Below are 26,525 nucleotides of genomic sequence, written 5' to 3'. Positions count from 1 at the left end.
GTCGGCTGGGTCAGCGCGGCGGCCGCAGCGCGACCACGGCGCGGGGTGCGAGCGTCAGCCGGCCACTGACCGGCTCGCTGGTGAGCAGATCGGTGGCCGGGTCGGAAACGGTCACGTCGACCGGGTCGGCACCGTGGTTGAGCAGGAACAGCACCGATCCCCGCCGGACCGCTTCCACACCGGGCGGCATCTCGCCCGGCCCGGCCGTGCCGCCCGACCCGCCCGACCCGACGCCGGATTCACCGGCTCCGGGGTGGCCCAGCACGCCGGTGACTCCGGCGTCGACGAGCACCCGCTCGATCAGCTCGGCCTGCGGTGCCGGGTCGGCGATGGTGGCGACGTACCAGGCGACGCCGCCGCCGTGGCGGTGCCGCAGCACCGCCGGGGACCCGGCCAGGTCGCCGTCTACGAAGGTCGCCACCGCCTCGGCACCCTCGACCCGCAGCGACTCGGTCCAGACGCTCGCGGTGAACTCCCGTCCGTCGGCCCAGCGACAGCGCACCGGGCGGTCGGTCGCGGCGGGCAGCCACGCCTCGCCGGAGCCGCCCAGCACCGCGCGCAACGGCGCGGGGAACCGGCCGGTCCGGATGTGCCCGTTCGGGTCGGCGACCCCGGAGAACGGGCCGACCAGCAGCGTCCCGCCGCCGGCCACGTACCCGGTGAGCGCCTGCGCCGCCGCGTCGCTGATCAGGTACAGGTTGGGCGCGACCACGCAGGCGTACCCGGTCAGGTCGGCCTCCGGGTGCGCCAGGTCGACGGCGACGCCCCGCCGCCACAGCGGGTGGTAGTAGCCGAACAGCTGGTCGACGGCGTTGAGCCGGTCGCTGGGGCGGCCCGGTTCCTCCAGCGCCCACCAGCTCGGCCAGTCGTGCAGCAGCGCCACCCGGGCCGGCACCGGTTCGCCGACGACCGCGGCGAGTCGGCGCAGCTCGGCGCCGTGCGCGCGGACCTCGGCGTGCGCCCGGGTGTCCGGGCCGGCGTGCGGCAGCATCGCCGAGTGGAATCGTTCGGCTCCGAAGCGGGACGCCCGCCACTGGAAGTAGCAGATGCCGTCGGCACCCCGGGCGACTGCCTGCAGCGACTCCAGTCGCAGCTGCCCGGCGGGTTTCGGCAGATTGTGCCGGCGCCAGTTGACCGCGCCGGTGGCCGACTCCAGCAGCAGCCACGGCCGGCCGCCGCCGAGCGACCGGATCAGGTCGTGGGTGAGCGCGGCCCGGGCCGGGAAGTCCGGATCGGCCGGGTCCGGGTACCAGTCGTTGGCGACGATGTCCTCTTCGCCGGCCCACAACCAGTAGTCGACCGGCTTGAACAGGCCCATGAAGTTGGTGGTCACCGGGACATGCGGGGTACGGGCGCGCAGCAGGTCGCGTTCGGCCCGGAAGTGCGCCCGCAGCGCGTCGGAGGTGAACCGCTGGAAGTCCAGCCGCTGGGTCGGGTTGACCAGGTACGGGGCCCGGCGCGGGGGAAGGATCTCGGCCCAGTCGCCGTAGCGCTGACTCCAGAAGGTGGTCCCCCACGCCTCGTTGAGTCCGGCCAGGTCGCCGTACCGCTCGTGCAGCCAGTCGCGGAACGCCTGTGCGGCGACGTCGCAGTGGCAGACCTGGCCGTACTCGTTGCCGACGTGCCACAGCGCCAGGGCCGGATGGTCGGCGTACCGGTCGGCCAGGTCGGCGACCAGGGCCAGGGCCCGCCTCCGGTAGATCGGCGAACTGGGGCAGAACTGGTTACGGGATCCGTACCAGAGGGTGTGTCCAGACTCGTCGACCGGCAGGGTCTGCGGCCAGCGGTGGCCCATCCACGGCGGCGGGGACGCCGTCGGCGTGGCCAGGTCGACCGCCACCCCGGCGTCGTGCAGCAGATCCAGCACCCGGTCCAGCCAGCCGAAGTCGCGTACCCCCGGCTCCGGCTCGATCCGGGCCCAGCTGAACACGCCGACGGTGGCCAGGTTGACACCGGCCGCGCGCATCAACGCGGCGTCGCGCTCCCAGACCTCCTCGGGCCACTGCTCGGGGTTGTAGTCACCGCCGAAGAGCAGGCCCCGCCCGGCGGTGAGGGTGTGCATGCCCAGTCGTGGCGACATCCCGGGGCCTCCGTGACGGCTGGTGCCACCGACCCAGGGGGTGTGGGCCACCAGTGTGTGGGTCGGAACGGTGTCGAAGCGTTTCGACGAACCTAGAGTTGGCGGAGACAGATGTCAATGGTGTTACCGGGGGAAGTCGACGCCCGACCAACCCGCCAACCGCCGGCATACCCCCGACCACGCCCTCGCCGGCACCATCGCAATCCGATTGCCGCAGCCGAGCAGGGCGTCTAGCGTGGACCGCACAGCGACGATCGAGGAGCCGCGCATGACACCGCTGGAGAAACCGCGCCGCCGGTGAGAACACACCGCCGCGGAGACCGACCCGCCGCCCGGCGCGGCTGAGCTCCGCTCCCGCACCCCGTTCGCTGATCTTCGCTGATTTCCGTTCTGGCCGGACCGGTCGTCACCGCGCGTCGCCGATCTCCGCCCGCACCCGAGGAGCTCCTCATGAGTCACACGTTGCTGCCCGGAACCCGCGCTCCGGTCAAGGTCTGGACCGACCCGGCGGCCATCGAGCCGGAGGCCACCCGGCAGTTGCGCAACATCGGCGCGCTGCCCTGGGTGCACGGCGTCGCGGTGATGCCCGACGTGCACTACGGCAAGGGCGCCACCGTCGGATCGGTGATCGCGATGCGGCAGGCGCTGGCCCCCGCTGCCGTCGGCGTCGACATCGGCTGCGGCATGTCGGCGGTACGCACCAACCTGACCGACGCCCGGCTGCCCGACGACCTCGGCGCGCTGCGCACTGCCATCGAGGCTGCCATCCCGGTCGGCTTCCAGGCCCACGACGATCCGATCGACCCGCGTCGGGTGCACGGGCTGGCGACCGCCGGTTGGGACCGGTTCTGGTCCGGCTTCACCGGGCTGCACTCCGGGGTCGCCGCGCTGGAGTCGCGAGCGCAGCGTCAGCTGGGCACCCTCGGCGGCGGCAACCACTTCATCGAGGTCTGCGTCGAGCAGGGCGGCCCGGACGCCGGGCGGGTCTGGCTGATGCTGCACTCCGGCTCCCGCAACATCGGTAAGGAGCTGGCCGAGCGGCACATCGCGGTGGCGCGCAAGCTGCCACACAACGCCGGTCTGCCCGATCGGGACCTGGCGGTGTTCCTCGCCGACACCCCGGAGATGGCGGCGTACCGCCGGGATCTGACCTGGGCCCAGGAGTACGCGGCCCGCAACCGGGCGATCATGCTGGCGCTGCTGTGCCGGGTGCTGCGCGACGCGGTACCGGCGGCCCGGTTCGACGAACCGATCTCCTGCCACCACAACTACGTCGCGGAGGAGACCTACGACGGGGTGCCGCTGCTGGTGACCCGCAAGGGGGCGATCCGGGCCGGGCGCGGTGAGCTGGGCGTCATCCCGGGATCGATGGGCACCGGCTCGTACGTGGTGCGCGGGCTCGGCAACGAGACGGCGTACTGCTCGGCGTCGCACGGCGCGGGCCGGCGGATGTCACGGTCGAAGGCGAAGAAGACGTTCAGCGTGGCGGACCTGGCCGAGCAGACGGCCGGAGTGGAGTGCCGCAAGGACGCCGGCGTGGTCGACGAGATCCCGGCGGCGTACAAGGATCTCAACCAGGTGATCGCCGAGCAGGCCGACCTGGTCGAGGTCGTGGCGCACCTGCGGCAGGTGGTCTGCGTGAAGGGTTGAGCGACGCCGACCGCTCTCGATCCGCCGGTCCGGTCCGGCGGGTCGGGCGGGTCGGGCAGTCCCGTCAGCTGACCGAGCGGAGGTGCCGTCGGCGACGGGCGCGGTCCCCGGTGCCGACGTCCACGTCGGCAGGGTCGGCGAGCAGGTCGGCCAACGCCGCCGCGTCCCGCACCGCCTGGTCGCCGCAGCAGTTGTTGAACAGCGCGTGCAGCTCGGTGGTGTCACGGGCGAGCCCGCGCAGGCGTCGGGCCCAGTCGGCGAGCTCGCGATCGCTGTACGCGTACCGGAACTTCTCCTGCTTGTCGCCGGTCGCCCACTGCCCACTGTGCCCGTGGAAGCGGACCACCGCCGGGTCCGCGGTCACCACCAGCACCGGCGGCACGGAGGACGGGTGCCCCTGTGGCATGTCCACACAGACGTAGGACAGGTCGTGCCGTTGCAGCAGCCGCAACGTGTCCAGGGTGTGCTGGCCGAACCACGAGCCGTGCCGCAGCTCGACGGCCAACCGCACCGGACCGCCGGCCAGTCGCCGGCACCGCTCGGCGACGTTCAGGATCCGCCGGCGGGCGGCGTCGGAGCGCACCAGCCAGGGTGGGAACTGCAGCAACACCACGCCGAGCTTGCCGGCCGTCGCGAGCGGCTCCAGCGCGGCCCGGAACCGGACCCACAGTTCGTCGTACACGTCCGGGTCGAGGTCACGCCAGCGGATCCGGTCGCCGACGCCGGCCGGGCGCAGGTCGGCCGGTAGCGTGCCCGGTGCCACCCGATGCCCGGTGAACAGCCCGTACGCCTTGACGTCGAAGGTGAAGGACTCCGGGGTACGGTCGGCCCACGCCTGGGTCGTCTCCACCGCCGGGATGGCGTGGTAGCTGGTGTCCGCCTCGACCAGATCGAAGTGTCCGCTGTAGTGGGCGAGCCGCCCGGCTGGCGTACCGGCGGACCGGGGATACCAGCCGGAGGCGAGCAGCTGCTGGTCGGCCCAGGACGACGTACCCACCCGGATCGCGCTCATGGGGATCAGTGTCCCCGATCGACCATCGTCTGAAACGACAACGGTGTGAGCTGCCCGGGCCGGACGGCGATGAGCGGGCCGACCCCCCAGCAGGGTCGGCCCGCTCGTGCGGGGATGGTCCGTTACCGGTAGGTCAGCGTCATGTTCGACAGGTGACCGTCGGCCAGGTCCAGTTGCCACCGTGCATGATCGTCACCCCGAAGTTGTTGCCGCTGCCGTTCGGTCTGGCAGTGATGTTTCCGGTGGTGCCGCTGACCGAGGCGTTCCAGCTGTTCTGCAAGCTCTGGCCGCCGTGCAGACTGAGGGTGACCGTCCAGTTGCTGACGTTCTGGACCGAGACGTTGAGGTTGAACCGGTCGCCGAACTGCTGGCCGGCCGAGAGCACCGCAGTGCAGTTGCTCTGGCCCGGGTTACCCGGGTTACCCGGGTTGCCGGTCGGGGACGGTCCGGGGTTGCCGGGGTTGCCGGAGCTGCCTTCCCAGACGTTGATGTCGGAGCTTCCCTGGCTCTGGTAGCCCTCGGTGGCCATGACCTGGTAGCTGTGGTTGCTACCGAGCTGCATGCCGGCCCGGGCCCAGGCGTCGAAGTGGTTGGCGACGGTGATGGTGCCGCCGGTGCGCTTCTGCTGCCGGACGCTCCAGTACTGGTAGAACGTCTGGGTGCCGTCGATCGACGGCGCGTTGACCCGCTGGCTGCGCAGGATGTCGTAGGTGCCGCCGTCGGTGGTCACCGAGCCCAGTCGCTGCGCGCCGCTGCTCGGGTTGTAGCTGCCGAAGTTCTCGACGACGTAGTACTCGATGAGCTGGTTGCGGGTCCACCCGTACAGGGCGAGGTAGGTGTTGTTGTTGCCCGGGTTGTAGCTGCCCGAGTAGCTGACCGTCCGCCGGCTGCCGGTGGCCCAGCCCTTGCCGCCGACCCAGTTGTTGGTGCTGCGGTCCCACGAACTGGAGTACCGGCCGTTCTCACGCAGCGTCATGCTGGCGTTGCCGCTGTCCTTCCAGAACGAGAAGAAGTATCCGTTGTGCGTGCCGGTCTGGTTCGAACTGAGGTACCGGTCGGCCTCGGCGTGCGCGCTGGGGGCGATCACCATGCCGCTGACGACCAGCGCTGCGGCGCACGCGGTGCCAAGCAGCAGCCGGATCCGGCCGCGCCTTCTCGGCTTGGTGGGGATGTCGGTCATGTAGGTGCTTCCTCCTCTGGACGGCTGGCGTGGGGCCAGCTGTGCGGTACGCCCCGGCGTGTTGGTCGGTGGACGGGGACGACCACCGGCCGGTCGGCGCGGACCACGTGGTGTGGTGGGCCGGTCGTGCGGCACGACCGGAGGATGCGAGTCGCGTGGGGTGACCTCGACGCCCATTCAGTTGCGTCGATGAAACGGTATGGCGCAGTCTGTGGAGTTGTCAACAACTTTCAGAAACGTTACGGAAACAGCATGCGTCCGGTCGCCCCTGGGCCAGCAGCGCGTTACAGCTGGCCAGCGATTGTCACCAGCGGATAGCGACACCAGCAGGACACTCCCGCGTCATCAGCCGAAACATCACAGACCGAGTAGGGTAGCCGAAGGTTCCGGAACATTTCCGGCGAGTAGTTGCGCCGACCGCGACCACAGTGACGCCGATCCGGCCCGACGACACCGGTTGACGACGACGCCTAGGCTTCCGTCAGGCCGGACGGGCACGCCCCTGTCCGGGCGACGGGGGACAGCGACGGAGAGATGGCGGTGGTCGACGTGACAGGGTCCGAGGTCGACGTGACAGGGTCCGAGGTCGACGTGACAGGGTCCGAGGTCGACGTGGCAGCTGACGACCGGGCGTCGGGATGCCTGTTCGGCCTCGCCTACGGAGACGCGCTCGGCAAGCCGACCGAGTTCCTGACGGTCGCCGAGATCCACGACCGCTACGGGCCGACCGGCCCACGCGAACTCGTCGGCGACCCGGCGTTGGTCACCGACGACACCCAGATGACACTCGCCGTCGGCTGGGCGCTGCACGACGCGACGGCCGCCACCCCGCAGCTGCTGGAACCGCTGCTACGGGACCGGTTCCTGGCCTGGGCGGCCAGCCCGGACAACAACCGGGCCCCGGGGATGACCTGCCTGCGGGCCTGCGGCCAGTTGTCCACCGGGATGCCGTGGCAGCAGGCCACCGTCGCCGGCTCCAAAGGCTGTGGGGCCAACATGCGGGTCGCGCCGGTCGGCCTGGTCCGCGACTACGACGACGACACCGTGGCGGGACTCGCCCAGTTGCAGGCCGGACTGACCCACGGGCACCCGACGGCGCTGGCCGCGAGCGAGTTGACCGCCGTCGCGGTCCGGCTGCTGCGCACCGGGTCACCGCTGCCGGCGCTGCCGGGTCTGTTGCGGGAGCACTGCCGCCGACAGCGTGACGTCTACCGCGACGACTGGCTCGGCCCGCTGTGGCAGCGGCCCGGTGTGGACAGTCCGACCAGGTTCATCGCGCGCGGCTGGGACGACTGCCTCGCCGTACTCGACCGCCTCGACGCCGCGCTGGCCGCCGGCGACGACGGCGGTGACGCCTGCCGGATCACCGGGGCGGGCTGGATCGCGGAGGAAGCCCTGGCCACCGGGCTGCTCTGCGCGCTGTGGCATGCCGACGACCCGGTGGGCGCGCTGGCCAGGGGTGCCGCCACGTCCGGCGATTCGGATTCGATCGCCTGCCTGGCCGGGGCGTTCGTCGGCGCGGCGTACGGAACGAAGGCCTGGCCGACCACCTGGCCCGAGCGGATCGAGTACGCCGACCAACTGCACGCCCTGGGTCGGTCCTGGGACTGATCCCGGTGCCGTGCCTCGTTTGCTGTTATCGCGAACATATGGAGCGAGGCCAGCTCGGAACGGCGACTACATCAAGGTCAAAGGGGGTGGCGTTCGGTTCCGGAGCGGCGTCGTTCACCGCGCGGGTGGGCATCCGGTGCCAGCGGCGGACGGATCGAACTGCGCCCGGGCGGCCCGACCGGCGCTCTCGTCGGAACGTGCACCGTCTCGGGCACCGGCGGTTGGCAGACCTGGACCTCGGTCTCCTGTCCGGTGACGGCCGGCGTCACGGTGGCCGCCTCCTGGCAGGGCGGCTACGAGGGCCGGCTGACCGTCACCAACGGCACCGCCGCCACCGCCGCCGGATGGCGGGTGACCTTCACGATGCCGGCCGGCCAGACCGTGTCGCACGGCTGGAACGGCACCTTCGGCCAGCAAGGCAACCAGGTGACGGTGACCAACGCCAGTTACAACGGGCAGCTGTCACCGGCTCGTCGACCACCGCCGGCTTCATCGCCTCGACCAGCGGCACGAGTCAGCCACCCGGCGACGTCACCTGCACGGTCAGTTGACCCCGTGAACCCGCGGAGTTCCCGGGCCGGCAGTCGACGCCGACGGCTGCCCGAGCTCGGGAACACCGCGTCCGCCGCCAGGGCTCTCGACCCCGACGGACGCCCCTGACCCGCACCATGTCCACGCGGGACGGAATCAGCCCAACGTGACCTGGCTGACCAGGCCGACCAGGGTGCCGAGAAAGAACGTCGCCCAGGCGGTACGGTTGGCGCTCGCCAGCTTCGCCTCCACGCTGTTGACGTTTCGCATGAGCGACTCGAGCTCGGTGCTGAACCCGTCCAGCTTGTTGCTCACGGCATCGACATGTGCTTGGACCGCTGGTGAACCACCGGTGCCGGTCAGCGATGCCCCGGCCTGTCGCAACGCGGAGTCCAGTTGGCTCGACACCTCTTCCAGGCGAGCAGCCGCCCGATGCCGGATCTGGCCGGGTGACGCGATGGTGCGGTGGATCAGCGCACCCACCCCGGCGGCGACCGTCACTGCCGCCAGCAGCAACAGGGTACGGCCCCAGGAACCGCCGGCGAACGGCTCGTCGCCCCCGAGTGCGAGCGTGATCGCCAGCCCGACCAGGGCGCCACCGGCCGCCAAGAGAGCCAGTTTGAGCGCGAACCTCGCCGCTGGCTGTTCCGGTGGCGACTCGGGAACCTGGGCTGTCACGACATCGTGCTGACTCATGCACCCACGGTAGACGTCTCCCTCCAGCGCACTCAACCTCTGGGTATGACAGGTTGAGTTCTGCGACATCTCACATCCGCTGGTGGACTTCAGGAGCCAGCAGAAGACTAGCTACGATGCCTGTTATGCGGCTTTTACCGCCCGGTTGCCAGGTCAAAGGTCTGACAGGAGCTTGCTAATCGAGAGAACTGCCGCTGGAATATGGGAGACGATGACGTAGCATGATGCTACATCTCAGATTGGCTGATCTTAGGAGTGCCCGATGAGCATGAACAACGATCCAGAGGTGCAACGGCGGCGCCTGCGGATCGCCCTGCGCGAGTTCCGGCAGGCCCGCCAGCTCACCCAGAAGGAGGTCGCACTAGAGCTGGACTGGTCGACGTCCAAGCTGATCCGCATCGAGACCGGCGAGTCCAGCATCTCGGTCAGCGATCTACGCGCTCTTCTCGCGCACTACGAGGTCAGCGACGCCGATCACATCGATCGACTCGTGGAGATGGCCAAGATCGCGAAGCGACAGACCTGGGCCACGTACCGGGACATCATGAGCCCCGCACTCCTGCAGTACCTCGGCTATGAAAGCTCCGCGTCCCGCATCCGGCAGTTCCAGCCGCTCCTCGTCCCTGGCCTGCTGCAGACCGAGGAGTACGCGAACGCGATCATCCGGACGTACTCGCCCCCCTCGCTGTCCAGCGACGACGTCGAGCGACTCGTACGAGCCCGGCTGGAGCGACAGGAACTGCTCTCCCGCGACGAGGCACCCATGCTCTACTGCATCATGGACGAGGCCGCCGTACGCCGAGCCGTCGGACGACCGGGCGTGATGTTCCGGCAACTCGAGTGGCTCAAGGTGTTGAACGAGCGGCCCAACATTCACATCCAGGTGATCCGGTTCGACGCGGGCGAATATCGGGGCCTGACCAGACCGTTCACCATTCTCGACTTCCCCAACCCGGCCGACGACGACCTGGTGCACCTCGAGGGCGGGCGAGACGAAACGATCAGCGCTCAAGAAGAGGTCGCCAACTACATCGATCTCTTCTTCCAGCTTGAGGATCTCGCCACGCCGAAAGCCCGGCTCAACGAGGTCATCGACGAGTTGATCGTGCACCACGCTGGGCCGTCCCGGCCCAAAGTGACAACAGGCTAGCCATGTCGACGCCTGCGCTGCGGTTCACGAAGGGGACGTGGCCATGACCTCCTCGCACACATCAGATGGACAGCTGGAGCGGCAGGTGCTCTCCGACGTCACCACAGGCACTGAAACCGGAAGCCAGGCGGGCCGGGCGACGCTCCGCCAGGGGGCAGCCGTGGCTGTCCCCTGGCGGAGCGTCGTCGTCGTCGCGGTACCGGCGGCCAGCACGCTCACCGCTGTGGGATACCTTCAGCTGGACCCGACGCGGTGGGCGGCCGCCTCCATCGCGATCACCACGGTGTTCCTGCTCTCCCAGGCCCAGCGACTGCTCGCGCGCCCGCGCAGGTGGCTGCGACGGACGTCGAGCGGATGGCCGCGGCGTGCGCTAACGCGGGCTCCCCGGCGACCGCAGCCAGACGATGAAGCGGTTGGCGGTCAGTCCCATCCCGACGACCAGCACCACAAAGACGGCTAGCCGCACAGGCCAGACGAAGGCGTCATCGACGACACCGGCGGCGGCACCGGCGGCGGCGGCCAGCCCGACGATGACCGGCCCGGCGATCGTGGCGTACACCAGCGCCGGGATCGCTCTGATCGGCGTCACTTCACGATCGGGTCGCGGGACCTGCGACGGCATGGTACGCGAGTCCTCTCCCGTCATGAGCCGCCCCCTTCGTTGGATGCGCCGCTCACCGATGGCCAGACGCCAGGATGCCAGCCGGGCACCTAGCGACCTAGCAGAGCCGGGTACCCGACCTGATGTTAGCACTGCACATGTCGCAAAACCGGACATGACACCCCGATCATTCGCCTAGCTCTGTCCGATGCGAGCAGACGAAGTTTCGAACACATCCGCGTCTGCCTATACTTTGCATGCTCGATGCTGAGCAATTCTCAGTTGGCCGAGGCCACGCCGATGCCCGCAATGGACGCGACCGGCATCGCGTATGTCCTCGCGGGACGAGGGAGGCCCAGTGCCGGATTCGCGGCAACCGACCAGGTGGCGCAAGAGCGGCCGCAGTGGCCCCGGGGAGTGTGTCGAGGTGGCCCAGACCGACCGTCACGTCTACGTCCGGGATTCGAAGACCCGTGATCACACTCTCCGATTCGATCACGAACGGTGGCTGACGTTCGTGAAATCGTTGTGATCGACATTGACGACAAGCGGATTCGACGCTGGCCGTCCGGATGAGTCCGCGCGCGTCATCTCGACGCGCGCGCCGCGCGCGGACAGGAACGCCTGCCAGTCGGCGGTGATCCGTTCGACGTCACGGACGACCAGGCCGAAGAACTCACCCATCAGGTGCAGCCGGTCACCGGCTGAGGTCCCTGGCCCCAGCACAGCGGCGCCGTCCGCCGCCGCCTCCGCCCAGGTCTGGAAGACCCGCACCCGGATCGACCAGGCCCGGTACCACAGACCGTCGTCGACGGCGTACCGGTCGCGTCGCTGCCCAGCGGTACGCTGGCGGGCGACGAAGCCGATCCGCTCCAGAAAAGCGATCGATTTGGAGATCGACGCGGGACTGACCTGAAGTCGGTTGACCAGCTCAGCCGCAGTGAGTGCGCCGCTGTCGCTGATGAACAAACCGACCAGCACGCGGGCCGTCATCCGGGGAAAGCCGGACGCGACCATCATCGCCACGAACCGCTGCTCGAAGTCGCGGACGGCGGCCGCGTCCCGGCCGTACCCGATGGGGTCCTCGACGGGTTGCCGGGTGACCGGGCCGGAACGCCGCGCCCGATGCTGGGTGGCCCGCTGCGCGGCGCTCGCCCGGTAGCCCGACGCGCCGCCGTTGCGGCCGATCTCCCGGCTGACCGTCGACGTCGGTCGGGCCAACTGGCGGGCGATCTCGGCGTAGCCGGCGCCGTCGGCGAGCGCCTGCTCGATCCGCTGCCGGTCCTGATAGGTCAGCCGTCCCCCGGGCATCCGGTCACCTGCCAATGCGTTCGATCTCATTTCATTGCAACTCATGCTACCTGTCGTTGCGTTCGGCTGGAGAATCATTGCAACGATCACCGACCGTGCTAGTGAAAGTCGCTGCTGCTCAGCACCATCTTGTTTGACCCGTTTGCAAACGCAACGTAGCTTTCTAGATATGGAAACGGCGATCCACGTCCGTGGACTGACCAAGCGGTACGGGCGTGCCACGGCGCTCGACGGACTCGATCTGGACGTGGCGGCCGGCGAGACACACGGCTTCCTCGGCCCCAACGGTGCCGGCAAGACCAGCACGATCCGGGTGCTGCTCGGCCTGCTACGGGCCGACAGCGGCGAAGCGCTGCTGCTCGGCGGCGACCCGTGGCGGGACGCGGTCGCGTTGCACCGCCGCCTCGCGTACGTGCCCGGTGACGTGAGCCTGTGGCCCAACCTGACCGGCGGTGAGGTGATCGACCTGCTCGGCCGGCTCCGGGGCGGGCTCGACCGGCGGCGCCGCGCCGACCTGCTGGACCGGTTCGCCCTCGACCCGACCCGAAAGTGCCGCACCTACTCCAAAGGCAACCGGCAAAAGGTGGCGCTGGTCGCCGCGCTCGCCGCCGACGTCGAACTGCTGCTGCTCGACGAACCGACCTCCGGCCTGGACCCGCTGATGGAGGCGGTGTTCCGCGACTGCGTCGCCGAAGCGAGCCGGGAGGGCCGTACGGTGCTGCTGTCCAGCCACATCCTCGCCGAGGTCGAGGCGCTGTGCCACCGGGTCACCATCGTGCGCGACGGCCGCACCGTGTCGAGCGGCACGCTCGCCGAGCTCCGGCGCCTGACCCGCACCACGATCGTCGCCGAACTGCCGGACGTGGCGACGAGCCGGCTCGCCGACCTTCCCGGTGTCCACGAGCTCGCCGTGGACGGCGATCGGATCCGGTGCGAGGTCGAGCCGGCCGCGCTGGCGCAGGTGCTGGGCCAGCTCGCCGACCAGGGCGTACGGGCACTGGTGAGCCAGCCGCCGACGCTGGAGGAACTGTTCCTCCGGCACTACCGGCACCCCGGAGCACGGCGATGAGCCCGCTGGCCGGCACCGCCCACCTCGTCCGGCTGATCCTGCGCCGCGACCGGCTGGTCCTACCCCTATGGATCCTCTGGCTGGCGGCGATGCCGGCCAACTTCGCCGCCGCGTTCCCCGGCCTCTACCCCACCGCGGCCGACCGGATGGCCTTCGCCCGGACCAGCAACGACAACGCCGCCCTGGTCGCGCTCTACGGCCCGATACACAGCGCCGACGTCGGCGGCCTCGTCGCCTGGCGGATCAGCATCGCCACGATGATCGTGGCGCTGATCAGCCTGCTCACCGTCGTCCGGCACACCCGCGTCGAGGAGGAAGCCGGGCGGCGGGAGTTGCTCGGCGCCGCCCCGGTCGGCCGGCACGCCGCCCTGGCCGCCGCGCTCGTCGTCACCTGGGCCGCGAACCTGCTGCTCGCCGTGGGAGTCGCCGCCGGGCTGGCCGCCCAGGGGCTGCCGGTCGCCGGCTCGGTGGCGCTGGGCGTCCAGTTCGCCGCCGCCGGTTCGCTCTTCGCCGCAGTCGGGGCGATCGCCGCGCAGCTCACCACCGGTGCCGGAGCAGCTCGCGGGATCGCCGCGACGGCCCTCGGCGCCGCCGCCGTGATCCGGGTCGCCGGGGACCTGAGCGGGCACATCGGCGGCCCGCTGGGCTGGCTCAGTTGGGTGTCGCCGCTCGGCTGGGTACTGCGGCTGCGCCCGTACGCCGAGGAAAGCTGGTGGGTCCTCGGCCTGGTCGCCGCCGCGACCGCCGGGCTGGTCGTCGGCGCGGTCGCCCTGGCCGCCCGCCGGGATCTCGGGGCCGGTGTGCTGGCGACCGGCTCCGGCCCGGCAGTGGGCGGGGCCCGGCTGGGCGGTCCGGTGGCGCTGGCGTGGCGGCTGCACCGAGGTCAGCTGGCGGGATGGACGACGGGCTTCGCCGTCGCGGGCCTGGTGCTCGGCGGAGTCGCCGGCGGGGTGGGCGACATGTTCACCGACAACCCGAGTCTGCGTGAGGTGTTCGCCCGGCTCGGCGGCTCCGCCGGGCTGGTGGATCTGTTCCTGGCCGCGATGCTCGGCCTGTTCGGGATGGGCGCCACCGGATACGCGATCGCCGCCGTACTACGGCTGCGGGCCGAGGAGACCGGCCTGCGGGTCGAGCCGGTGCTGGCCACAGCGGTCTCCCGGTCGCGCTGGGCGGTCAGCCACCTGCTGTTCGCCGGGCTGGGGCCGGCGGTGGTGCTGACCGCCGCCGGGCTGGCGATGGGGCTGACTCACGGGCTCGGCGGTGGGCAGGGCCGCGACGTGTGGCGGGTACTGGCCGGCGCGTTGGTGCAGCTGCCGGCGGTGTGGCTGCTGGCGGCGGTCGCGGTCGCCCTGGTCGGGCTGGCACCCCGGCTGGCCGGGGTCGCGTGGGCGGCGTTGGCGGCAGCTGCCCTGGTCAGCCTCTTCGGCGCGATCTTGCGTCTGCCGCAGCCGCTGCGGGACCTGTCACCGTTCAGCCACCTGCCGAGTCTGCCCGGCGGGTCGGCGTCGCCCGTACCGCTGATCTGGCTGTCGGTGGTGGCCGCCGCCCTCGGTGCCGTCGGCATGGTCGGCCTGCGTCGCCGGGACCTACCGATCGGTTGACGTCGGTTGCGCCGGCCGACGCCGGGGTCAGCCAGCCCGGGCCCGGTCAGCCGACCGGCAGCGGATCGACCGGCAGCGGGTCGACCGGGCGACGCCCGCTCAGCCGGCCGCTGCCGGCAGGTGGACGAGGAACCGGCAGCCGGGACCCGAGTTCGCCACCTCGACCCGGCCGCCGTGCGCCTCCACCAGGCCCCGCACGATCGCCAGACCCAGTCCACCGCCGGCCGGACCCGGCACCGTGGTGGCCGGGCTGCGTGCCGGCTCACCGCGAAACGCCACGTCGAACACCCGGGGCAGGTCAGCGTCGGGAATGCCGCCGCAGGTGTCGGACACCGCGAACCAGGCCCGGTTCCCGTCACGGCCGGCGCTGACCCAGACCACCCCGTCGTACGGGGTGAACCGGACCGCGTTGCGCAGCAGGTTGCCGACGACCCGGGCCAACTCCGGTTCACTGGCGACGACCGCCGGCCAGCCGTGTTCGGCGGCGACGAGTCGGATCCGGCGGGCCCGGGCCAGCGGCTCGGCGGACGCGAGCGCGTCGGAGACCACCTCTGCCAGCGGGATCCGACGCAGCGACAGCCGCAACGCCCCGGCGTTGATCCGGGACAGTTCGAACAGGTCGTCGACGAGCTGTGCCATCCGGTCGGCTTCGACCCGGATGCGCCGGTGGTAGTCGGCGGTGGTGACCGGGTCGGCGACCACCCCGTCCTCCAGTGCCTCGGCCATCGCCCGCAGTCCCGCCAATGGCGTACGCAGGTCGTGCGAGACCCAGGCGACGAGTTCCCGCCGGTTCGCCTCGGCCTGCCGTTCCCGTTGCCGCAGCTGATCCGCCCAGACCGCGTCGCGGGCCAGCCGGGCGGCGAGCCACCAGCCGACGGCGAGGCTGACCGCCCCGGATCCGGCGAGCACCAGCAGGACGACGTCGCGGTCGTGGGCGGACAGGAACATCGCCTGGGCCGCGCCGACCACCCCGGCCAGAACGGCGAGCACGGTGATGGTGAGCAGCACGGTGACGTGCACCGTGATGGTGCGTCGTCGGGCCATCCGTAGCGCGACCGCGCCGGGCAGTCCGACCAGCAGGGACGCGCCGAGGCCGACGGCGAGGACCGCGACGATGTCGCCCGGCGGCAGGTCGAGCATCGCCAGCTCACCCATGCGCGGGACCCGGGCCGGTTCCGGTGGTTGCGCCGATGCTGGCTGCCGCCGGTTCGTAGCGGTAGCCGACGCCCCAGACGGTGACGATCCGGCGGGGCTGCGCCGGGTCGGCCTCGATCTTCTCCCGTAGCCGTCGGACGTGGACGGTGACAGTGGACTGGTCGCCGAAGTTCCAGCCCCAGACCTGGGCGAGCAGCTCGTCGCGGCGGAACACCCGCGCCGGGTGTCGGACGAAGTGCAGCAGCAGGTCGAACTCCCGTTGGGTCAGCGCCAGGTCGGCCCCGTACCGTCGGGCGGACCTGCGGTCGGGGTCGAGGGTCAGGTCCCCGTCGACGATCGTCGCGGCACCGCCGGACGCGGCGGCTCCGGCAGTGCCGGTGCCGGCGCGACGCAGCACCGACCCGACCCGCAGCACCAGCTCCCGGGGGGAGAACGGTTTGGTGACGTAGTCGTCGGCACCGAGCTGCAGGCCGACGATCCGGTCGGCCTCCTCGCCGAGCGCGGTCAGCATGATCACCGGTACGGTGACCGCCCGCTGTCTGAGCCGTCGACACACCTCCAGCCCGTCCAGTCCGGGCAGCATGAGGTCGAGGACCAGCAGGTCCGGTGGGAGTCGGTCGACGGCAGCCAGCGCCTCCGGTCCGTCGGCGGCCTGGTCGACCTGGTAGCCGGCCCGCTCCAGGTAGCGGCGGACCACATCGGACACGGTCGGATCGTCGTCGACGACGAGGATCCGGGCGGGCCGGCTGGTGGTCATGGCGACGCTCACGGTGGACGGCTCAGGCGGCGAGGTCGGCTGCGCCGAACGAGACCGAGAACCGCTTGCACCAGATGGAGACGCTGGTCAGTGCGGACAGGTCGACGTCGGCCGGAATGTCGTACACCTGGTTGCCCTGGTTGCCCTTGAGCCGGTCGAGCTCGAACCACTCCCCGTCGTCGAAGACGAACCAGCCGGCGCGGCCTTCGAGCACCGGCTGGTCGGACAGCCACACCCGCAGGTCCGGCCCGTTGGAGGTGGCGAAGTTGCGGAGGACGAGCTGACGCCGCCCGTCCGCGAGCTGGACGACCTGGGCGGTGCCGGTGGTCTCGTGTTCGTGGGTGACGAACTCACCGGCGGCGAGCAGCTGGTTGCCGGCCGGGCTGGGGCTCACGCGCGGCGTCGGGCTGGGGCTCGCACTCGCACTCGGAATCGGCGTCGGGCCCGATACGTCGGTGCCCTGGACCACGGGTACGGACTCGTCGACGACTTGGTCGGTGACGAGTTTCCACGGCTGGAACCAGTAGCCGCCGAAGATCAGACCGGCGACGACAACAACGGCCAGGGCCCACGTCAGCGGACTGGAGAATAGGCGTTTCCACACGCGGACCAGCCTACGGCGGGGTGGGACGGCCGGACCTCGACGAGTTCTTGCGGAACTCTTACGGCCTGGCCGGCCGACCGGATCGTGGCACCTGATGGGGTGAGCGACCGCGCCCGTACGGCACGGTCAGCTGACCGCCACGCCCCAGGCGAGTGCCAGGATGGCGACGGCGAGCAGCACCGCGCCGAGCACGGTCAGGGTGTTGCCGAACGACCACTTGCCGGGTTGGCCGATCCCGGCGTGCAGGAAGAAGCCGCCGGACTGGCTGATCGTGCCGACGGCGAGCAGCACACCGACCATCCAGGTGTACGGGTCGGACAGTCCGGCGCGGGCGGCGATGCTCAGCGCGGTGAGGGTGAGCACCAACAGCACTCCGGCGTGGGCGTGTCCGGCCTTGAACAGGGACAGTTGGTAGTCGGTGAGTTTGCGGGCGGCGGCCAGGCGCATCACGGTGTAGCCGCCGAACATCACCGTCGGCACGCTGACCAGCGCGATCACGGTCAGCCATTTGTCAGCCGTACTCATCAGGGGTGTCTCCTCGGACTGGCGCCTGCGCGCACCACATCTTTACACCGACAAGATTCCCAGGTCGGGTAGCATCTTGTCAACGACAAGATAGGAAGGATGCCCGCGATGCCGCAGCCGTACCACCACGGGGACCTGCGCCGCGCCCTGCTGGTCGCCGCCACCGAAGCGATCGCCGAGTCGGGCCCCGCCGCGTTGAGCCTGCGGGATCTGGCTCGACGAGTCGGTGTCTCGCACGCCGCCCCGGCCCACCACTTCGGCGACAAGACCGGCCTACTCACCGCGATCGCCGTCGAAGGGCTGCATCTGCTCGCCGACGAGCTGGAGACGGCCGGCGGCGACATTCACGCCACCGGCCTGGCGTACGTGCGGTTCGCGGTGGCGCACCGGGCCCACTTCGAGGTGATGTTCCAGCCCAGCCTGCTGCACTTCGACGCGCCGGAGATGGTGGCCGCCCGGCAACGGGCCGGGCAGGCGCTGCGGGACAGCCTGGACGATCCCCGGGTGCCGGTCGACGACCGGGAGAACGCCCGACTGGCGGCCTGGTCGATCGCTCACGGATTCGCCACCCTGTGGTTGTCCGGCGCGCTACCACCGGAGCTCGGCGACGACGCCCCGAGCGCGGCGGCGCCCGCTATCGACCTGCTCTTCGGCCGATGAGCCGGCAGCCGACCCGGGCCCCGCGATTGACAACTTAGGCCAACTGAGTAAACCTTGTCGAAGCTGTCCGACACATCCGACGGATCGAAGGAGTGGCATGGCACACTGGGGCTACGACGACATCCCCGACCAGACCGGACGGATCGCGGTGGTGACCGGTGCCAACACCGGCATCGGCTACGAGACGGCGCGGATGCTGGCACACAAGGGCGCGCACGTGGTGCTCACCTACCGCGACGAGCGCAAGGGCACGGCCGCGCTCGACCGGATCCGCAGCAGCCGACCCGCCGGCGAGGTCAGCGGAGCTCTCCTCGACCTGGCCGATCTCGGCTCGGTCGCCGCGTTCGCCGACACCTATCGGAGCGACCACGACCGGCTCGACCTGCTGATCAACAACGCTGGCGTGATGGCGCCCCCGCTGGGACGCACCAAGCAGGGCTTCGAGCTACAGTTCGGCACCAACCATCTGGGGCATTTCGCGCTCACCGGGCACCTGCTGCCGTTGCTCGACGCGGTCACCACCGGTGGCGGCGGTGGCACCGCCCGCGTCGTCACCGTCTCCAGCCTGGCCCACCGGATGGGCGGCATCGACGTCGACGACCTCAACTGGCGACACCGCCGATACCGGCCATGGGCCGCGTACGGGCAGAGCAAGCTCGCCAACCTGCTGTTCACCCTGGAACTGCACCGCCGGTTGACCGAGGCCGGGTCGGGGGTCCGGGCCGTCGCCGCCCACCCCGGGCTGACCTCGACCGAGATCGGCCGCTACCAGGGCCGCAACACCAGCGGCAACCCGTCGCGCATCGAGCGGATCATCCGGATGCGACCAGCGGACGGCGCGCTGCCGAGCCTGCGCGCCGCCACCGATCCGGACGTGACCGGTGGCAGCTACTGGGGACCGACGCGCCGCTTCGGCATGGTCGGACCGCCCGGACCCGCCCCCCGTTCGGCCCGCGCCCGGGACACCCTCGCCGCTCGGCGGCTGTGGACGGAAAGCGAACAGTTGACCGGGATCGCGTACCCGTCGGTGCCGGCCGGCCGCACGGAGCCCGGAGCGTGACTCCGCCGACCAGTCCGACCAGCCCGACCAGCCCGACCAGTCCGACCTCGCCGGCCAGCCCGACCCCGGCGGGCGTCGCGCGCCGGGACGCGATCGCCGACGCGGCGGTCGACGTGTTCCTCCGGTACGGCTTCAAAAAGACGTCGATGGACGACCTGGCCCGAGCTGCCGGCATCTCCCGACAAGGTCTCTACCTGCATTTCAAGACCAAGGAAGAGCTCTTCGTCGCCGCCGTCGAACGGATGGTGGCCGGGGTGTGCGACGCGACGCGGGCGGCGTTCGCCCGCGTCGACCTGCCCCCACCGGAGCGGATCCTGGCCGCGTTCGAGGCCTGCCAGGCACCCATGGTCGGTGCTGCGGTGCACGGCAACTTCGAGGAGCTGCTGAGCACCACTGTCGCGCTGCGGGGCTCGCTGGCCGGTCAGATCGACGCCGGGCTGGTCGACGGCGTCGAACGGGTCCTGACGGACAGCGGGATCGCCGACCGGTGGCGCCCCGTCGGGTTGTCCGCGCGGGATCTGGCCGACCATCTGCACGCCACCTCGTTCGGGCTCAAACACAAGGTCACTTCGGCCGACGAATACCGGGCCAGGATGCGGACCGCCATCACGATCGTGCTCGCCGGCGGCGACAGCGGAGACCATGATTGACCCATGGCACAGTAGACGTACGACGACGCGCCATCGCCGCCCATCCGGGCTACACCGCGACCGAGCTGATGCGCCACACCGTCGGCTTCGTCTTGACGGTCGGCCGGCTGGTCGCGATGACGCCACGGGACGGGGCGTTGCCGACGCTACGGGCCGCCACCGACCCCGACGCCGAGGGCGGCTAGGCGTCAGCGGCGGTGGTCGAGGGTGGCGGCGCAGGTCGCCCGGCTGAGCGCGGTGACGGTCTGGATGACCGCCGGGTCGGTGGCGCGGGCATCCGGGATCACCGGTGTGCCTTTCGGGCCGAGCACCGTGCCGCTGGGCAGGCCGCCGGAGGCGGCGGCACCGGTCGGCGAGCCGCCGGTCGCTGCGGCGATCGAGCTGTGGGCGGCGTCGGCGGGGTTGGTCCGGAACAGGTTGAGGTAGATCAGCGGGAACGCCAGCCGGGCCGGCATCGGGAACAGGTCCGGACGCATCGACCGGCCCATGTCGGTGGCGCTGGCCCCCGGGTCGGCGGCGAGCACCGTGACGCCGGTGCCGGCGAGTCGGTCGACCAGACCCATCGTGTACGCGAGGTTGGCGAGCTTCGCCCGCCCGTACGCGGAGAAGCCGTAGTAGCGCCCGGCGACCTCGACCCGGTCCAGCGGGGTGCGGTCGGCGAGCCGGATCGCGCCTGAGGTCAGGTTGACGATCCGTCCTCGGCCGGCGGCGATCATGTCGTCGACCAGGAGTTCGGTGAGCAGGTAGCCGGTCAGGTGGCTCATGGCGAAGGTCGCCTCGATGCCCTCGGTGGTGTACCAGCGCTGGCGGTAGACCCCACCGACGTTGTTGACCAGCAGGTCGAGCGGGCCGGTGGCGCGGATGTCGTCGGCGAGGGCCCGGACGGCGGACAGCGAGGAGAGGTCGGCCTGGACGAACCGGGCGTCGCCGGCTCCCGCCGTGGCGAGTAGGTCGCGGGCGGTGCCGCCCCGACGCTGGTCGCGGCCGACGATCGTGACGGCGTAGCCGTGGCCGGCGAGTGCCTGGGCGGTGGCCAGGCCGATCCCGCCGGTGCCACCGGTGACCAGGGCTCGTTGCATTGTCTCTGTCATGACTAAAAAAATAGAACTAGCTACCTCCACTTTACAAGTGTGTCGCTGGATACAGTGGCGACGTGCAGGTGGAGCAGGGCGTACTGCTGGCCGCCGTCGGTCGGCTCCGGGGCCGCTGGACGCTGCACGTGGTGCACGCGCTGCTCGCGGGCCCGGCCGGCTTCAACGAGCTGCGCCGGGCGATCCCGGCGGTCGGGCCGAGCACCCTGGCCCGCCGGCTCGGCGAACTGGAGGCGGCCGGCATCGTCAGCCGTACGGTGATCGACGCCAACCCGCCGGGCACCCGCTACGCGTTGACCCCGACCGGTGCCGGACTGCGACCGGTGCTCGCCGAGATGGCGGCCTGGGCTGGTGACGCCAGCGACCCGGACACCCGTCACCACCAGCTCGACGACCTGATGGCATTGATGCAGGAACGGTGGATGCTGGAGCTGCACTGCGCGCTGCTGCCCGGGCCGCGCCGCTTCACCGACCTGGCCCGCGACACCGGCGTCAACCAGGTGACCCTCACCGCGCGCCTCGCCGACCTGGAACAGCGCGGGCTGATCCACCGGCTCGACGACGGCAGCTACGCCTTCAGCGCCACCGGCGAGGGCTTCCATCGGGTCGGCGAAGCCCTCGCCCGCTGGGCGACCGACGTCGCCCCCGCCGCCGGCTGACCGGCGCCGCACGCCAAGCCACTTCAGGCCAGCCGCACGCCCAGCCGATTCAGGAACGACAGTCCCGCCTGGACGTTCGACGACCGCCGGCCGACGTGACCCCGATGTGCCCACGAAGGAAAGCGGTCCGTCAGAACAGTTCCAACTACGTCCGCCGGAGACGATGGACCGTTTCCGCGTCGACGACCGCCGACTCGGAGGGACGCTCATGCCAGACCCGAACGGCCGGATCGATCTCTCCGACGAGGTACCCACCAGCCGGGCGAATATCCGCGCCGAGCACCTGACGGACGGGGCGTCGCCCGCTACGGTGTCGACGCGTCTGGAACTCAGCCATGACGAAACCCCGAGTCGCTCCGCTGACATCACGTTCGGACGCCAGTCCGTCGACATTACTGACGGACAGCTGGGCGCGCCGCGCTAGACGATGTAGACCCGCTCGTGCTCACCGTTGGGGTGACGGACGAGGATGCTGCCGCCACCACGGTCGAGAAGCTCCTCGACCACCTGGTAGACCTGCAACGCGCGGTTGATCACGTCGGTCTTGGACAGGCCGGTCTCGGCGCTGATCTTCTCCATCGCGTCCGCCGACCGTGGTGTCAGGTTGACCGTGACGCGGACGAGGCCGCCCGCTCCCCCCGACGGGGCTGACGGTGGCGGGTCTGGCACTGCCGGAGAAGTCTCGGGAGGATCGTTGAGCGCCGGTTTGTCGGTGGATTCCTTGAGAGCCGCAGGGCGATTCTTGGCAGTGCTCATACAGTGCTCCTCCATTGGCAGCGAAGCAGCCAGCCGATGCGTCTCGGCACCGACCAGACACCCCACCACGTCGATCATGACATCGACCATACGCACAGCATCATGATCACCGACGGAGCACGGACCTGCCAAGTCGTACGTGGCAGGCGGCCCCGGCGTCGATCAGCTGTTCCGAGTCCTTGAAATCTGCGATCTGTCACCATGATGCATGTAGCAATGCTGCATCGTTAGCAGACGATCGTCAAGCCGCACACCCAGCCCGGGAAGCCGACCGATCGAATGACCACCCATCGTCCGCATGGCGGAACTCGGGCAGCCCAGCGCGGTGTGACGTACGCCACTACGCGAAGGCGCCGTAACGCACTCGACACTGGGGCATGTCAGAAGCGCACGACGCAAGGAGCGGACTTCCAGTCGTGCCCGGCGACGCACACCAGGGCGCGGCTGGCCAGTTCCCACGTGCGGAACGGAGGCCACATGTCGATCGACGTGTGGCAATCTCGAACCTACGAGCGTCGTCTCGCAAGGGATCCGGACAACCTGACGACAACTCACATTTCATACAGTCAAGACCCGCATCTTGCCTTCACTCGCGTACGTGCTTGATGTGAGTCTCATGCACACCCTGCTACGGTGTAGCCAAGTCGGATCACCGACCTGAAGGTGGCGCGGTACGGACACCTTCACCCCGCCAGGTAGCGAGGTGGAACGATGACAGAACGGTCCAGGGCACCCCGGGCGATGGACCTGCGAGGCGAACCCGGCGGGGACGCCCCGCGCGACGCGCACATCCGCCGCACTCCGTCCCCCAGCTCGTGGAACTTCGACCTCGGTCTCCGCGACATGATCAAGGTCTCGCTGGGAATGAAAACCGCCGATCGCATCCAGGGACCGCTCGCGTTCACCAGCATCGCCGTCCTCGCCATCCTGGCGGGCGTGGCGTTCTGCCTTCTCAGCGTCCACGCGGGCGGTGGCTACTACGCCAACATGTCGGTGGCCATCGGCGTTTTCGCGGCCATGATGACGTGCGGCATGTGGTTCAACTGGCACACGATCGACCGGGTCCGGCGGGAGATCGCCGACGCAGCCCCGGCCGGCACGCGCCCCACCAGGCCAGCCGCCCGCAAGACCACCGCCCGCAAGCCGCGCGCGACCACCAGCGCACCTGCCAGGAAGAACCCCTACAAGAAGACCGGCCCGCTGCCACCGGAGCAGGGCGAGTAGACAGCACGTCCCACCGTCGAGGGCTCGGTCACGTAACCGAGCCCCCGACCGTCGTACCGGCCCGTACCGTGGTGAACGGCTGCTACCGTCGGCCGCCGTGGGGACCTCATCGACGTCGTACCGACCCGCGCCCGACGCGCTGCTGCTGACCGGGACGGTCGCCGCGCTCCTCGGCTTCCTACTCCCCTGGTTCAAGGCCGACGAGCAGCGCCAATGGTGGTACTCGGGCTGGAGCTATCTGACTGTCAGCTCCGGAGCCGGCTGGATCTGGTGGGTCGTCGCCTTTCTGACGGTCGCCATTCTCGCCAGTCTCTGGGCCCGGCGCAGCGTCGAACTCGCGCTGCTCGCGGCCGGCGCGACCACCGCCGGCCTGTTCCTGGCCGCTGCCGTCGTCGCGGTAACCCTCGGCGGCCTGCCGGAGCGCAGCAACATCAACTGGGTGGGTGAACTGCCGTTCGGGATCGGCCTGCCGCTGATGGCGACCGGTTTCGGGGCCGCTGCCGCCGGAGCGCTGGCCGCCACCCGCCGCTGATCTGGCGTTAACCGGTTGTGGCCTGATCCACCGGGTCGGCATAGTCCTGCCGTGTTCCACGCGCTGACATCCGGGTTGCTCGCCGGCTACGGCATCGCGGTCCCGGTCGGCGCGATCGGGGTCCTGATCGTCACCGTCTCCGCGCAGGTGTCGCTGCGGCACGGCGCGGCCGCCGGACTCGGCGTCGCCACCGCCGACGGCCTGTACGCGCTCGCCGCCGTCGTCGCCGGCACGACCGTCGCCCGACTGCTCGACGCGGCGATCGGCATCCTGCGGACGGCCGCCGCCGTGGTGCTCGCCGCGATCGCCGTACGCGGAATCGTCGTGGCGATGCGGGCCCGTCGAGCGGCGACCGAGGCCCCGCGGCGGTCGGCACCGGCGCGGTCGGCACCGGCGCGGTCGATCGCCCGGACGTACGCCGCCTTCGTCGGGCTGACGTTGCTCAACCCGATGACCATCGTCTACTTCGCCGCTCTCGTGGTCGGCCACCAAGGGGACACGATGGGTGTGAGCGACAGTCGAGTGCTCGTCGGCCTGGTGTTCGTCGGTGCGGCGTTTCTCGCCTCGGCGAGCTGGCAACTGGCGCTGGCTGCCGGCGGCGCTGTCCTCGGACGCGCCCTGGCCGGTCCACGTGGCCGGCTGGTCACCGCATTGGTCGGCAACGGCATCATCGGCCTGCTCGCCATCCGCCTCGCCATGGGATGACGACAACCGAAAACATCGATCCGTACGCCCCCGGAGGCAATGTCTTTAATGCCGTGATCCCCGTAGGGAATCATGATCCCGTACGGGGATCACGCGTGGAAGCAATGGCGACTGTCAGGGCTCGTCGATGTCGGTCAGGACGTGGAACGCCGTCGGATTCCTGAGGTGCAGCCGAGTGGCCCGCCGGACCAGGTCACCGCGTACCGAGACGGTGTGCATCTCCTGATGTGCGCGGACGGCCTGGTCGTAGTCGACCGCCGGCAGGTCGGTCCAGAATCGGCGCAACCGGTCCTCGCCGTCGATGACGCCGGCGATGCTGACCTCACCTGAGCCGGTGCCCTCTCGGTGCAGGCGCACGACGTTGCCGACGACGAGGACGCCCTCATCGGGGATGTGCTCCCGGAGTTCCTGCGCGGCGGCGGCGAGTACCGGCAGGTGATCGTGCCGGAACCGGACCGGGGGTAGCTCCCGGGAGCGCAGTGGCCGCGACGGTGCCAACCGCAACGCCAGCTCGAACGGGTGACCGGATTCGCCTCCCAGCCCGGCGAGAGCCTCGCACAGGTTCGCGCTGACTCCGTCGCGTACGGCGGTGGTGAAGGCGTCCAGTCCGGCCGGACCGGCAAGGGCCTCGTTCGCCGCGTGGTGCGCCGCCCGTACCGCGTCGTAGACCTTGAGCGACACCTGCCGCTCGAACGGCTCCGCCGGCTCCATCGCCTGGGGTGGGTCATCGTCGAACAGCGACGCCTGACCCGACGCGAGACGGGGCGGGACGGGAGTGAAGACCGAGAGTACGAAGCTACCCTCGGAGCTCGGACCGAATCGAACCTCGCGGAGGAACTTGAGCACCTCGGCCGGCTTGCGGGCGGGTTGCACCGCACGCGCATGATCTGACTTGACCGAGTACGCCGCAGCGGCGACCACGTTACGCAGGCTCTCGAAGGCCAGGACACCATCATCCAGTCCGATGGTCCCCGGTACGTTGCCGGCCGGGAAGGTCCGAACGGTGTGCACGTCCATGGAAACGTTGGAGATGTCGGCAAGGATGTCGAGCTGTGACCGCCCCTCGACGACGCCAAGCACCTGGAGGATGTCTCGGACCCTGGCCGGGTAGTCGCGCAGCGTCGATTCCAGCGGTTGAAGTACTTCGAACTCCGCTCCGTCAACGACCGTGATCCACTGGGCGCTGGTCTCCGACCTACTCTGCCGGGTCCAACCCTGCGCGCGGAGGTACATCGTCAGCTCCAACGGCGAACGTGCGACCAGCGCGGCGCGGTCGGTGATCTCTGCCTGGATCACTTCGCCTCCCCTTGGAACTCACCGACGAGCAGACGCTCCAACGACTCGACGGTGAGGAGATTCTGCCGGGGCACCCGGACAGTGATGGTTTCCTGGTGGCCCTGGCCCACCGGTCGTGGCTCCTGATCTTCGAGCGAGAGATCGACTCCATCCATGTCGATGTTCATCTTTGCTGTCGTGAACCCACCCGCACTCGCGAGTGCCTGCACGAAGCCCTCTCCGTACAACCCTTGGTGGACTTGCTGTTCACGCCCTCGGACCACCTCCCCGCCGAACCTGATCGACTCTCGCCATTGCCGCACGCAGGTTAGCCGCCTCGTCCGGCATGTCCATCCACGACACATGAGCAACGCGAATCG

At 70.4% G+C, this 26,525-nt stretch carries 29 protein-coding genes and 3 pseudogenes; 17 read left to right on the top strand and 15 right to left on the bottom strand.

What is annotated here, in order from left to right; all coding sequences use genetic code 11:
- Window positions 1–10: 10 nt before the first annotated feature.
- Window positions 11–2,080 carry a beta-galactosidase gene (locus O7632_RS08395; RefSeq protein WP_278112844.1) on the bottom strand — a complete coding sequence of 690 codons (2,070 nt, stop codon included), beginning with the start codon at window positions 2,078–2,080 and terminating at the stop codon, window positions 11–13.
- A gap of 450 nt (window positions 2,081–2,530) precedes the next feature.
- Here O7632_RS08395 and O7632_RS08390 point away from each other — a divergent pair, with 450 nt between their 5' ends.
- Complete coding sequence (locus tag O7632_RS08390; RefSeq protein ID WP_278112842.1) at window positions 2,531–3,730, top strand: RtcB family protein; 1,200 nt, start codon at window positions 2,531–2,533, stop codon at window positions 3,728–3,730.
- Window positions 3,731–3,794: 64 nt separating this feature from the next.
- Here O7632_RS08390 and O7632_RS08385 read toward each other — a convergent pair whose 3' ends face one another.
- The gene (locus O7632_RS08385; protein ID WP_278112840.1) at window positions 3,795–4,742 is read right to left on the bottom strand and encodes a DUF72 domain-containing protein; all 948 of its coding nucleotides are present in this window, start codon (window positions 4,740–4,742) and stop codon (window positions 3,795–3,797) included.
- Window positions 4,743–4,881: 139 nt separating this feature from the next.
- Entirely contained in the window at window positions 4,882–5,922 is a 1,041-nt protein-coding gene (locus tag O7632_RS08380; protein WP_278112838.1) for a glycoside hydrolase family 11 protein, read from the bottom strand.
- Between the two features lie 612 nt (window positions 5,923–6,534).
- On the opposite strand from O7632_RS08380, the gene O7632_RS08375 reads away from it, so the two are divergent.
- The 3 genes and pseudogenes from O7632_RS08375 to O7632_RS08365 all read left to right on the top strand — a co-directional run bounded on the left by O7632_RS08375 (window position 6,535) and on the right by O7632_RS08365 (window position 8,193).
- Window positions 6,535–7,533, top strand: coding sequence for an ADP-ribosylglycohydrolase family protein (locus O7632_RS08375; RefSeq protein WP_278119927.1), 999 nt, complete (start codon window positions 6,535–6,537; stop codon window positions 7,531–7,533).
- A 27-nt stretch (window positions 7,534–7,560) separates the two neighbouring features.
- Window positions 7,561–7,734: pseudogene (locus O7632_RS32190) on the top strand (hypothetical protein); the annotation flags it as partial.
- A gap of 51 nt (window positions 7,735–7,785) precedes the next feature.
- A complete protein-coding gene (locus tag O7632_RS08365) occupies window positions 7,786–8,193 on the top strand; it encodes a cellulose binding domain-containing protein (protein ID WP_278112836.1) in 408 nt (135 codons plus the stop codon).
- 27 nt (window positions 8,194–8,220) lie between these two features.
- Here O7632_RS08365 and O7632_RS08360 read toward each other — a convergent pair whose 3' ends face one another.
- Window positions 8,221–8,760, bottom strand: coding sequence for a hypothetical protein (locus O7632_RS08360; RefSeq protein ID WP_278112834.1), 540 nt, complete (start codon window positions 8,758–8,760; stop codon window positions 8,221–8,223).
- Window positions 8,761–9,022: 262 nt separating this feature from the next.
- On the opposite strand from O7632_RS08360, the gene O7632_RS08355 reads away from it, so the two are divergent.
- Window positions 9,023–9,910 (top strand): helix-turn-helix transcriptional regulator, encoded by an 888-nt coding sequence (locus O7632_RS08355; RefSeq protein ID WP_278112832.1) that lies wholly within the window; start codon window positions 9,023–9,025, stop codon window positions 9,908–9,910.
- Window positions 9,911–10,280: 370 nt separating this feature from the next.
- On the opposite strand, the gene O7632_RS08350 is transcribed toward O7632_RS08355, so the two are convergent.
- Window positions 10,281–10,499: a hypothetical protein gene (locus O7632_RS08350; RefSeq protein ID WP_278112830.1), complete on the bottom strand. Its 219-nt coding sequence runs from the start codon at window positions 10,497–10,499 to the stop codon at window positions 10,281–10,283.
- Between the two features lie 343 nt (window positions 10,500–10,842).
- Between O7632_RS08350 and O7632_RS08345 the strand changes: the two genes are divergently transcribed.
- Complete coding sequence (locus tag O7632_RS08345; RefSeq protein WP_278112828.1) at window positions 10,843–11,043, top strand: DUF397 domain-containing protein; 201 nt, start codon at window positions 10,843–10,845, stop codon at window positions 11,041–11,043.
- On the opposite strand, the pseudogene O7632_RS08340 reads toward O7632_RS08345, so the two are convergent.
- Window positions 11,007–11,504, bottom strand: a pseudogene (locus O7632_RS08340) (helix-turn-helix domain-containing protein); the annotation flags it as partial. The gene O7632_RS08345 and the pseudogene O7632_RS08340 sit on opposite strands and share 37 nt — an antisense overlap.
- Before the next feature lie 120 nt (window positions 11,505–11,624).
- Window positions 11,625–11,822 (bottom strand): annotated as a pseudogene (locus O7632_RS08335) (helix-turn-helix domain-containing protein); the annotation flags it as partial.
- Between the two features lie 169 nt (window positions 11,823–11,991).
- Here O7632_RS08335 and O7632_RS08330 point away from each other — a divergent pair.
- Both O7632_RS08330 and O7632_RS08325 read left to right on the top strand, forming a co-directional pair.
- Window positions 11,992–12,891 carry an ABC transporter ATP-binding protein gene (locus O7632_RS08330; RefSeq protein ID WP_278112826.1) on the top strand — a complete coding sequence of 300 codons (900 nt, stop codon included), beginning with the start codon at window positions 11,992–11,994 and terminating at the stop codon, window positions 12,889–12,891.
- Entirely contained in the window at window positions 12,888–14,492 is a 1,605-nt protein-coding gene (locus O7632_RS08325; protein WP_278112824.1) for an ABC transporter permease, read from the top strand. Before O7632_RS08330 ends, O7632_RS08325 begins: the two co-directional genes overlap by 4 nt.
- A gap of 99 nt (window positions 14,493–14,591) precedes the next feature.
- Here the strand turns inward: O7632_RS08325 and O7632_RS08320 are convergent, their stop codons facing one another.
- From O7632_RS08320 to O7632_RS08305, 4 genes are all read right to left on the bottom strand, one after another.
- The gene (locus tag O7632_RS08320) at window positions 14,592–15,632 is read right to left on the bottom strand and encodes a HAMP domain-containing sensor histidine kinase (protein WP_278119924.1); all 1,041 of its coding nucleotides are present in this window, start codon (window positions 15,630–15,632) and stop codon (window positions 14,592–14,594) included.
- A gap of 7 nt (window positions 15,633–15,639) precedes the next feature.
- Entirely contained in the window at window positions 15,640–16,404 is a 765-nt protein-coding gene (locus O7632_RS08315) for a response regulator transcription factor (protein ID WP_278119923.1), read from the bottom strand.
- A 22-nt stretch (window positions 16,405–16,426) separates the two neighbouring features.
- Window positions 16,427–17,008 carry a DM13 domain-containing protein gene (locus tag O7632_RS08310; protein WP_278112822.1) on the bottom strand — a complete coding sequence of 194 codons (582 nt, stop codon included), beginning with the start codon at window positions 17,006–17,008 and terminating at the stop codon, window positions 16,427–16,429.
- A gap of 126 nt (window positions 17,009–17,134) precedes the next feature.
- A complete protein-coding gene (locus O7632_RS08305) occupies window positions 17,135–17,533 on the bottom strand; it encodes a hypothetical protein (protein WP_278112820.1) in 399 nt (132 codons plus the stop codon).
- 99 nt (window positions 17,534–17,632) lie between these two features.
- Here O7632_RS08305 and O7632_RS08300 point away from each other — a divergent pair, with 99 nt between their 5' ends.
- The 4 genes from O7632_RS08300 (at window position 17,633) to O7632_RS08285 (ending at window position 20,088) form a co-directional block, all read left to right on the top strand.
- Window positions 17,633–18,193 (top strand): TetR/AcrR family transcriptional regulator, encoded by a 561-nt coding sequence (locus O7632_RS08300; protein WP_278112818.1) that lies wholly within the window; start codon window positions 17,633–17,635, stop codon window positions 18,191–18,193.
- A 97-nt stretch (window positions 18,194–18,290) separates the two neighbouring features.
- The gene (locus O7632_RS08295) at window positions 18,291–19,253 is read left to right on the top strand and encodes an oxidoreductase (RefSeq protein WP_278112816.1); all 963 of its coding nucleotides are present in this window, start codon (window positions 18,291–18,293) and stop codon (window positions 19,251–19,253) included.
- On the top strand, window positions 19,250–19,903 hold the full coding sequence (locus O7632_RS08290) for a TetR/AcrR family transcriptional regulator (RefSeq protein ID WP_278112814.1): 654 nt from the start codon (window positions 19,250–19,252) through the stop codon (window positions 19,901–19,903). The genes O7632_RS08295 and O7632_RS08290 overlap by 4 nt, the downstream gene beginning before the upstream one ends.
- On the top strand, window positions 19,900–20,088 hold the full coding sequence (locus O7632_RS08285; protein WP_278112812.1) for a hypothetical protein: 189 nt from the start codon (window positions 19,900–19,902) through the stop codon (window positions 20,086–20,088). The genes O7632_RS08290 and O7632_RS08285 overlap by 4 nt, the downstream gene beginning before the upstream one ends.
- Before the next feature lie 3 nt (window positions 20,089–20,091).
- On the opposite strand, the gene O7632_RS08280 is transcribed toward O7632_RS08285, so the two are convergent.
- Window positions 20,092–20,994: an SDR family NAD(P)-dependent oxidoreductase gene (locus tag O7632_RS08280; RefSeq protein ID WP_278112810.1), complete on the bottom strand. Its 903-nt coding sequence runs from the start codon at window positions 20,992–20,994 to the stop codon at window positions 20,092–20,094.
- Window positions 20,995–21,056: 62 nt separating this feature from the next.
- On the opposite strand from O7632_RS08280, the gene O7632_RS08275 reads away from it, so the two are divergent.
- Together O7632_RS08275 and O7632_RS08270 are read left to right on the top strand one after the other, a co-directional pair.
- A complete protein-coding gene (locus tag O7632_RS08275; RefSeq protein WP_278112808.1) occupies window positions 21,057–21,653 on the top strand; it encodes a winged helix-turn-helix transcriptional regulator in 597 nt (198 codons plus the stop codon).
- A 106-nt stretch (window positions 21,654–21,759) separates the two neighbouring features.
- On the top strand, window positions 21,760–22,077 hold the full coding sequence (locus tag O7632_RS08270; protein WP_278112806.1) for a hypothetical protein: 318 nt from the start codon (window positions 21,760–21,762) through the stop codon (window positions 22,075–22,077).
- On the opposite strand, the gene O7632_RS08265 is transcribed toward O7632_RS08270, so the two are convergent.
- Window positions 22,074–22,487, bottom strand: a complete 414-nt coding sequence (locus O7632_RS08265; protein WP_278112804.1) for a hypothetical protein — start codon at window positions 22,485–22,487, stop codon at window positions 22,074–22,076. The two genes, O7632_RS08270 and O7632_RS08265, sit on opposite strands and share 4 nt — an antisense overlap.
- Before the next feature lie 633 nt (window positions 22,488–23,120).
- Here O7632_RS08265 and O7632_RS08260 point away from each other — a divergent pair.
- From O7632_RS08260 to O7632_RS08250, 3 genes are all read left to right on the top strand, one after another.
- A complete protein-coding gene (locus tag O7632_RS08260; RefSeq protein WP_278112802.1) occupies window positions 23,121–23,633 on the top strand; it encodes a hypothetical protein in 513 nt (170 codons plus the stop codon).
- 97 nt (window positions 23,634–23,730) lie between these two features.
- Entirely contained in the window at window positions 23,731–24,165 is a 435-nt protein-coding gene (locus O7632_RS08255; protein WP_278112800.1) for a hypothetical protein, read from the top strand.
- A gap of 51 nt (window positions 24,166–24,216) precedes the next feature.
- A complete protein-coding gene (locus O7632_RS08250; protein ID WP_278112798.1) occupies window positions 24,217–24,870 on the top strand; it encodes a LysE family transporter in 654 nt (217 codons plus the stop codon).
- Window positions 24,871–24,984: 114 nt separating this feature from the next.
- Here the strand turns inward: O7632_RS08250 and O7632_RS08245 are convergent, their stop codons facing one another.
- Both O7632_RS08245 and O7632_RS08240 read right to left on the bottom strand, forming a co-directional pair.
- Window positions 24,985–26,166, bottom strand: coding sequence for a hypothetical protein (locus O7632_RS08245; protein ID WP_278112796.1), 1,182 nt, complete (start codon window positions 26,164–26,166; stop codon window positions 24,985–24,987).
- A complete protein-coding gene (locus O7632_RS08240) occupies window positions 26,163–26,375 on the bottom strand; it encodes a hypothetical protein (protein WP_278112794.1) in 213 nt (70 codons plus the stop codon). The genes O7632_RS08245 and O7632_RS08240 overlap by 4 nt, the downstream gene beginning before the upstream one ends.
- Between the last annotated feature and the right edge of the window lie 150 nt (window positions 26,376–26,525).

Origin of the sequence: Solwaraspora sp. WMMD406, assembly GCF_029626025.1 — a bacterium.
Classification (GTDB): Bacteria; Actinomycetota; Actinomycetes; order Mycobacteriales; family Micromonosporaceae; genus Micromonospora_E.
This window is presented reverse-complemented; position numbering and strand designations above follow the sequence as displayed.

Coding starts and splice junctions, on each gene's coding strand:
- O7632_RS08265 (WP_278112804.1), bottom strand. CDS start 22,487: ATGATCGACGTGGTGGGGTGTCTGGTCGGTGCCGAGACGCATCGGCTG.
- O7632_RS08305 (WP_278112820.1), bottom strand. CDS start 17,533: ATGAGTACGGCTGACAAATGGCTGACCGTGATCGCGCTGGTCAGCGTG.
- O7632_RS08315 (WP_278119923.1), bottom strand. CDS start 16,404: ATGACCACCAGCCGGCCCGCCCGGATCCTCGTCGTCGACGACGATCCG.
- O7632_RS08395 (WP_278112844.1), bottom strand. CDS start 2,080: ATGTCGCCACGACTGGGCATGCACACCCTCACCGCCGGGCGGGGCCTG.
- O7632_RS08385 (WP_278112840.1), bottom strand. CDS start 4,742: ATGAGCGCGATCCGGGTGGGTACGTCGTCCTGGGCCGACCAGCAGCTG.
- O7632_RS08320 (WP_278119924.1), bottom strand. CDS start 15,632: ATGCTCGACCTGCCGCCGGGCGACATCGTCGCGGTCCTCGCCGTCGGC.
- O7632_RS08325 (WP_278112824.1), top strand. CDS start 12,888: ATGAGCCCGCTGGCCGGCACCGCCCACCTCGTCCGGCTGATCCTGCGC.
- O7632_RS08390 (WP_278112842.1), top strand. CDS start 2,531: ATGAGTCACACGTTGCTGCCCGGAACCCGCGCTCCGGTCAAGGTCTGG.
- O7632_RS08330 (WP_278112826.1), top strand. CDS start 11,992: ATGGAAACGGCGATCCACGTCCGTGGACTGACCAAGCGGTACGGGCGT.
- O7632_RS08345 (WP_278112828.1), top strand. CDS start 10,843: ATGTCCTCGCGGGACGAGGGAGGCCCAGTGCCGGATTCGCGGCAACCG.
- O7632_RS08380 (WP_278112838.1), bottom strand. CDS start 5,922: ATGACCGACATCCCCACCAAGCCGAGAAGGCGCGGCCGGATCCGGCTG.
- O7632_RS08295 (WP_278112816.1), top strand. CDS start 18,291: ATGGCACACTGGGGCTACGACGACATCCCCGACCAGACCGGACGGATC.
- O7632_RS08360 (WP_278112834.1), bottom strand. CDS start 8,760: ATGAGTCAGCACGATGTCGTGACAGCCCAGGTTCCCGAGTCGCCACCG.
- O7632_RS08280 (WP_278112810.1), bottom strand. CDS start 20,994: ATGACAGAGACAATGCAACGAGCCCTGGTCACCGGTGGCACCGGCGGG.
- O7632_RS08260 (WP_278112802.1), top strand. CDS start 23,121: ATGACAGAACGGTCCAGGGCACCCCGGGCGATGGACCTGCGAGGCGAA.
- O7632_RS08300 (WP_278112818.1), top strand. CDS start 17,633: ATGCCCGCGATGCCGCAGCCGTACCACCACGGGGACCTGCGCCGCGCC.
- O7632_RS08355 (WP_278112832.1), top strand. CDS start 9,023: ATGAGCATGAACAACGATCCAGAGGTGCAACGGCGGCGCCTGCGGATC.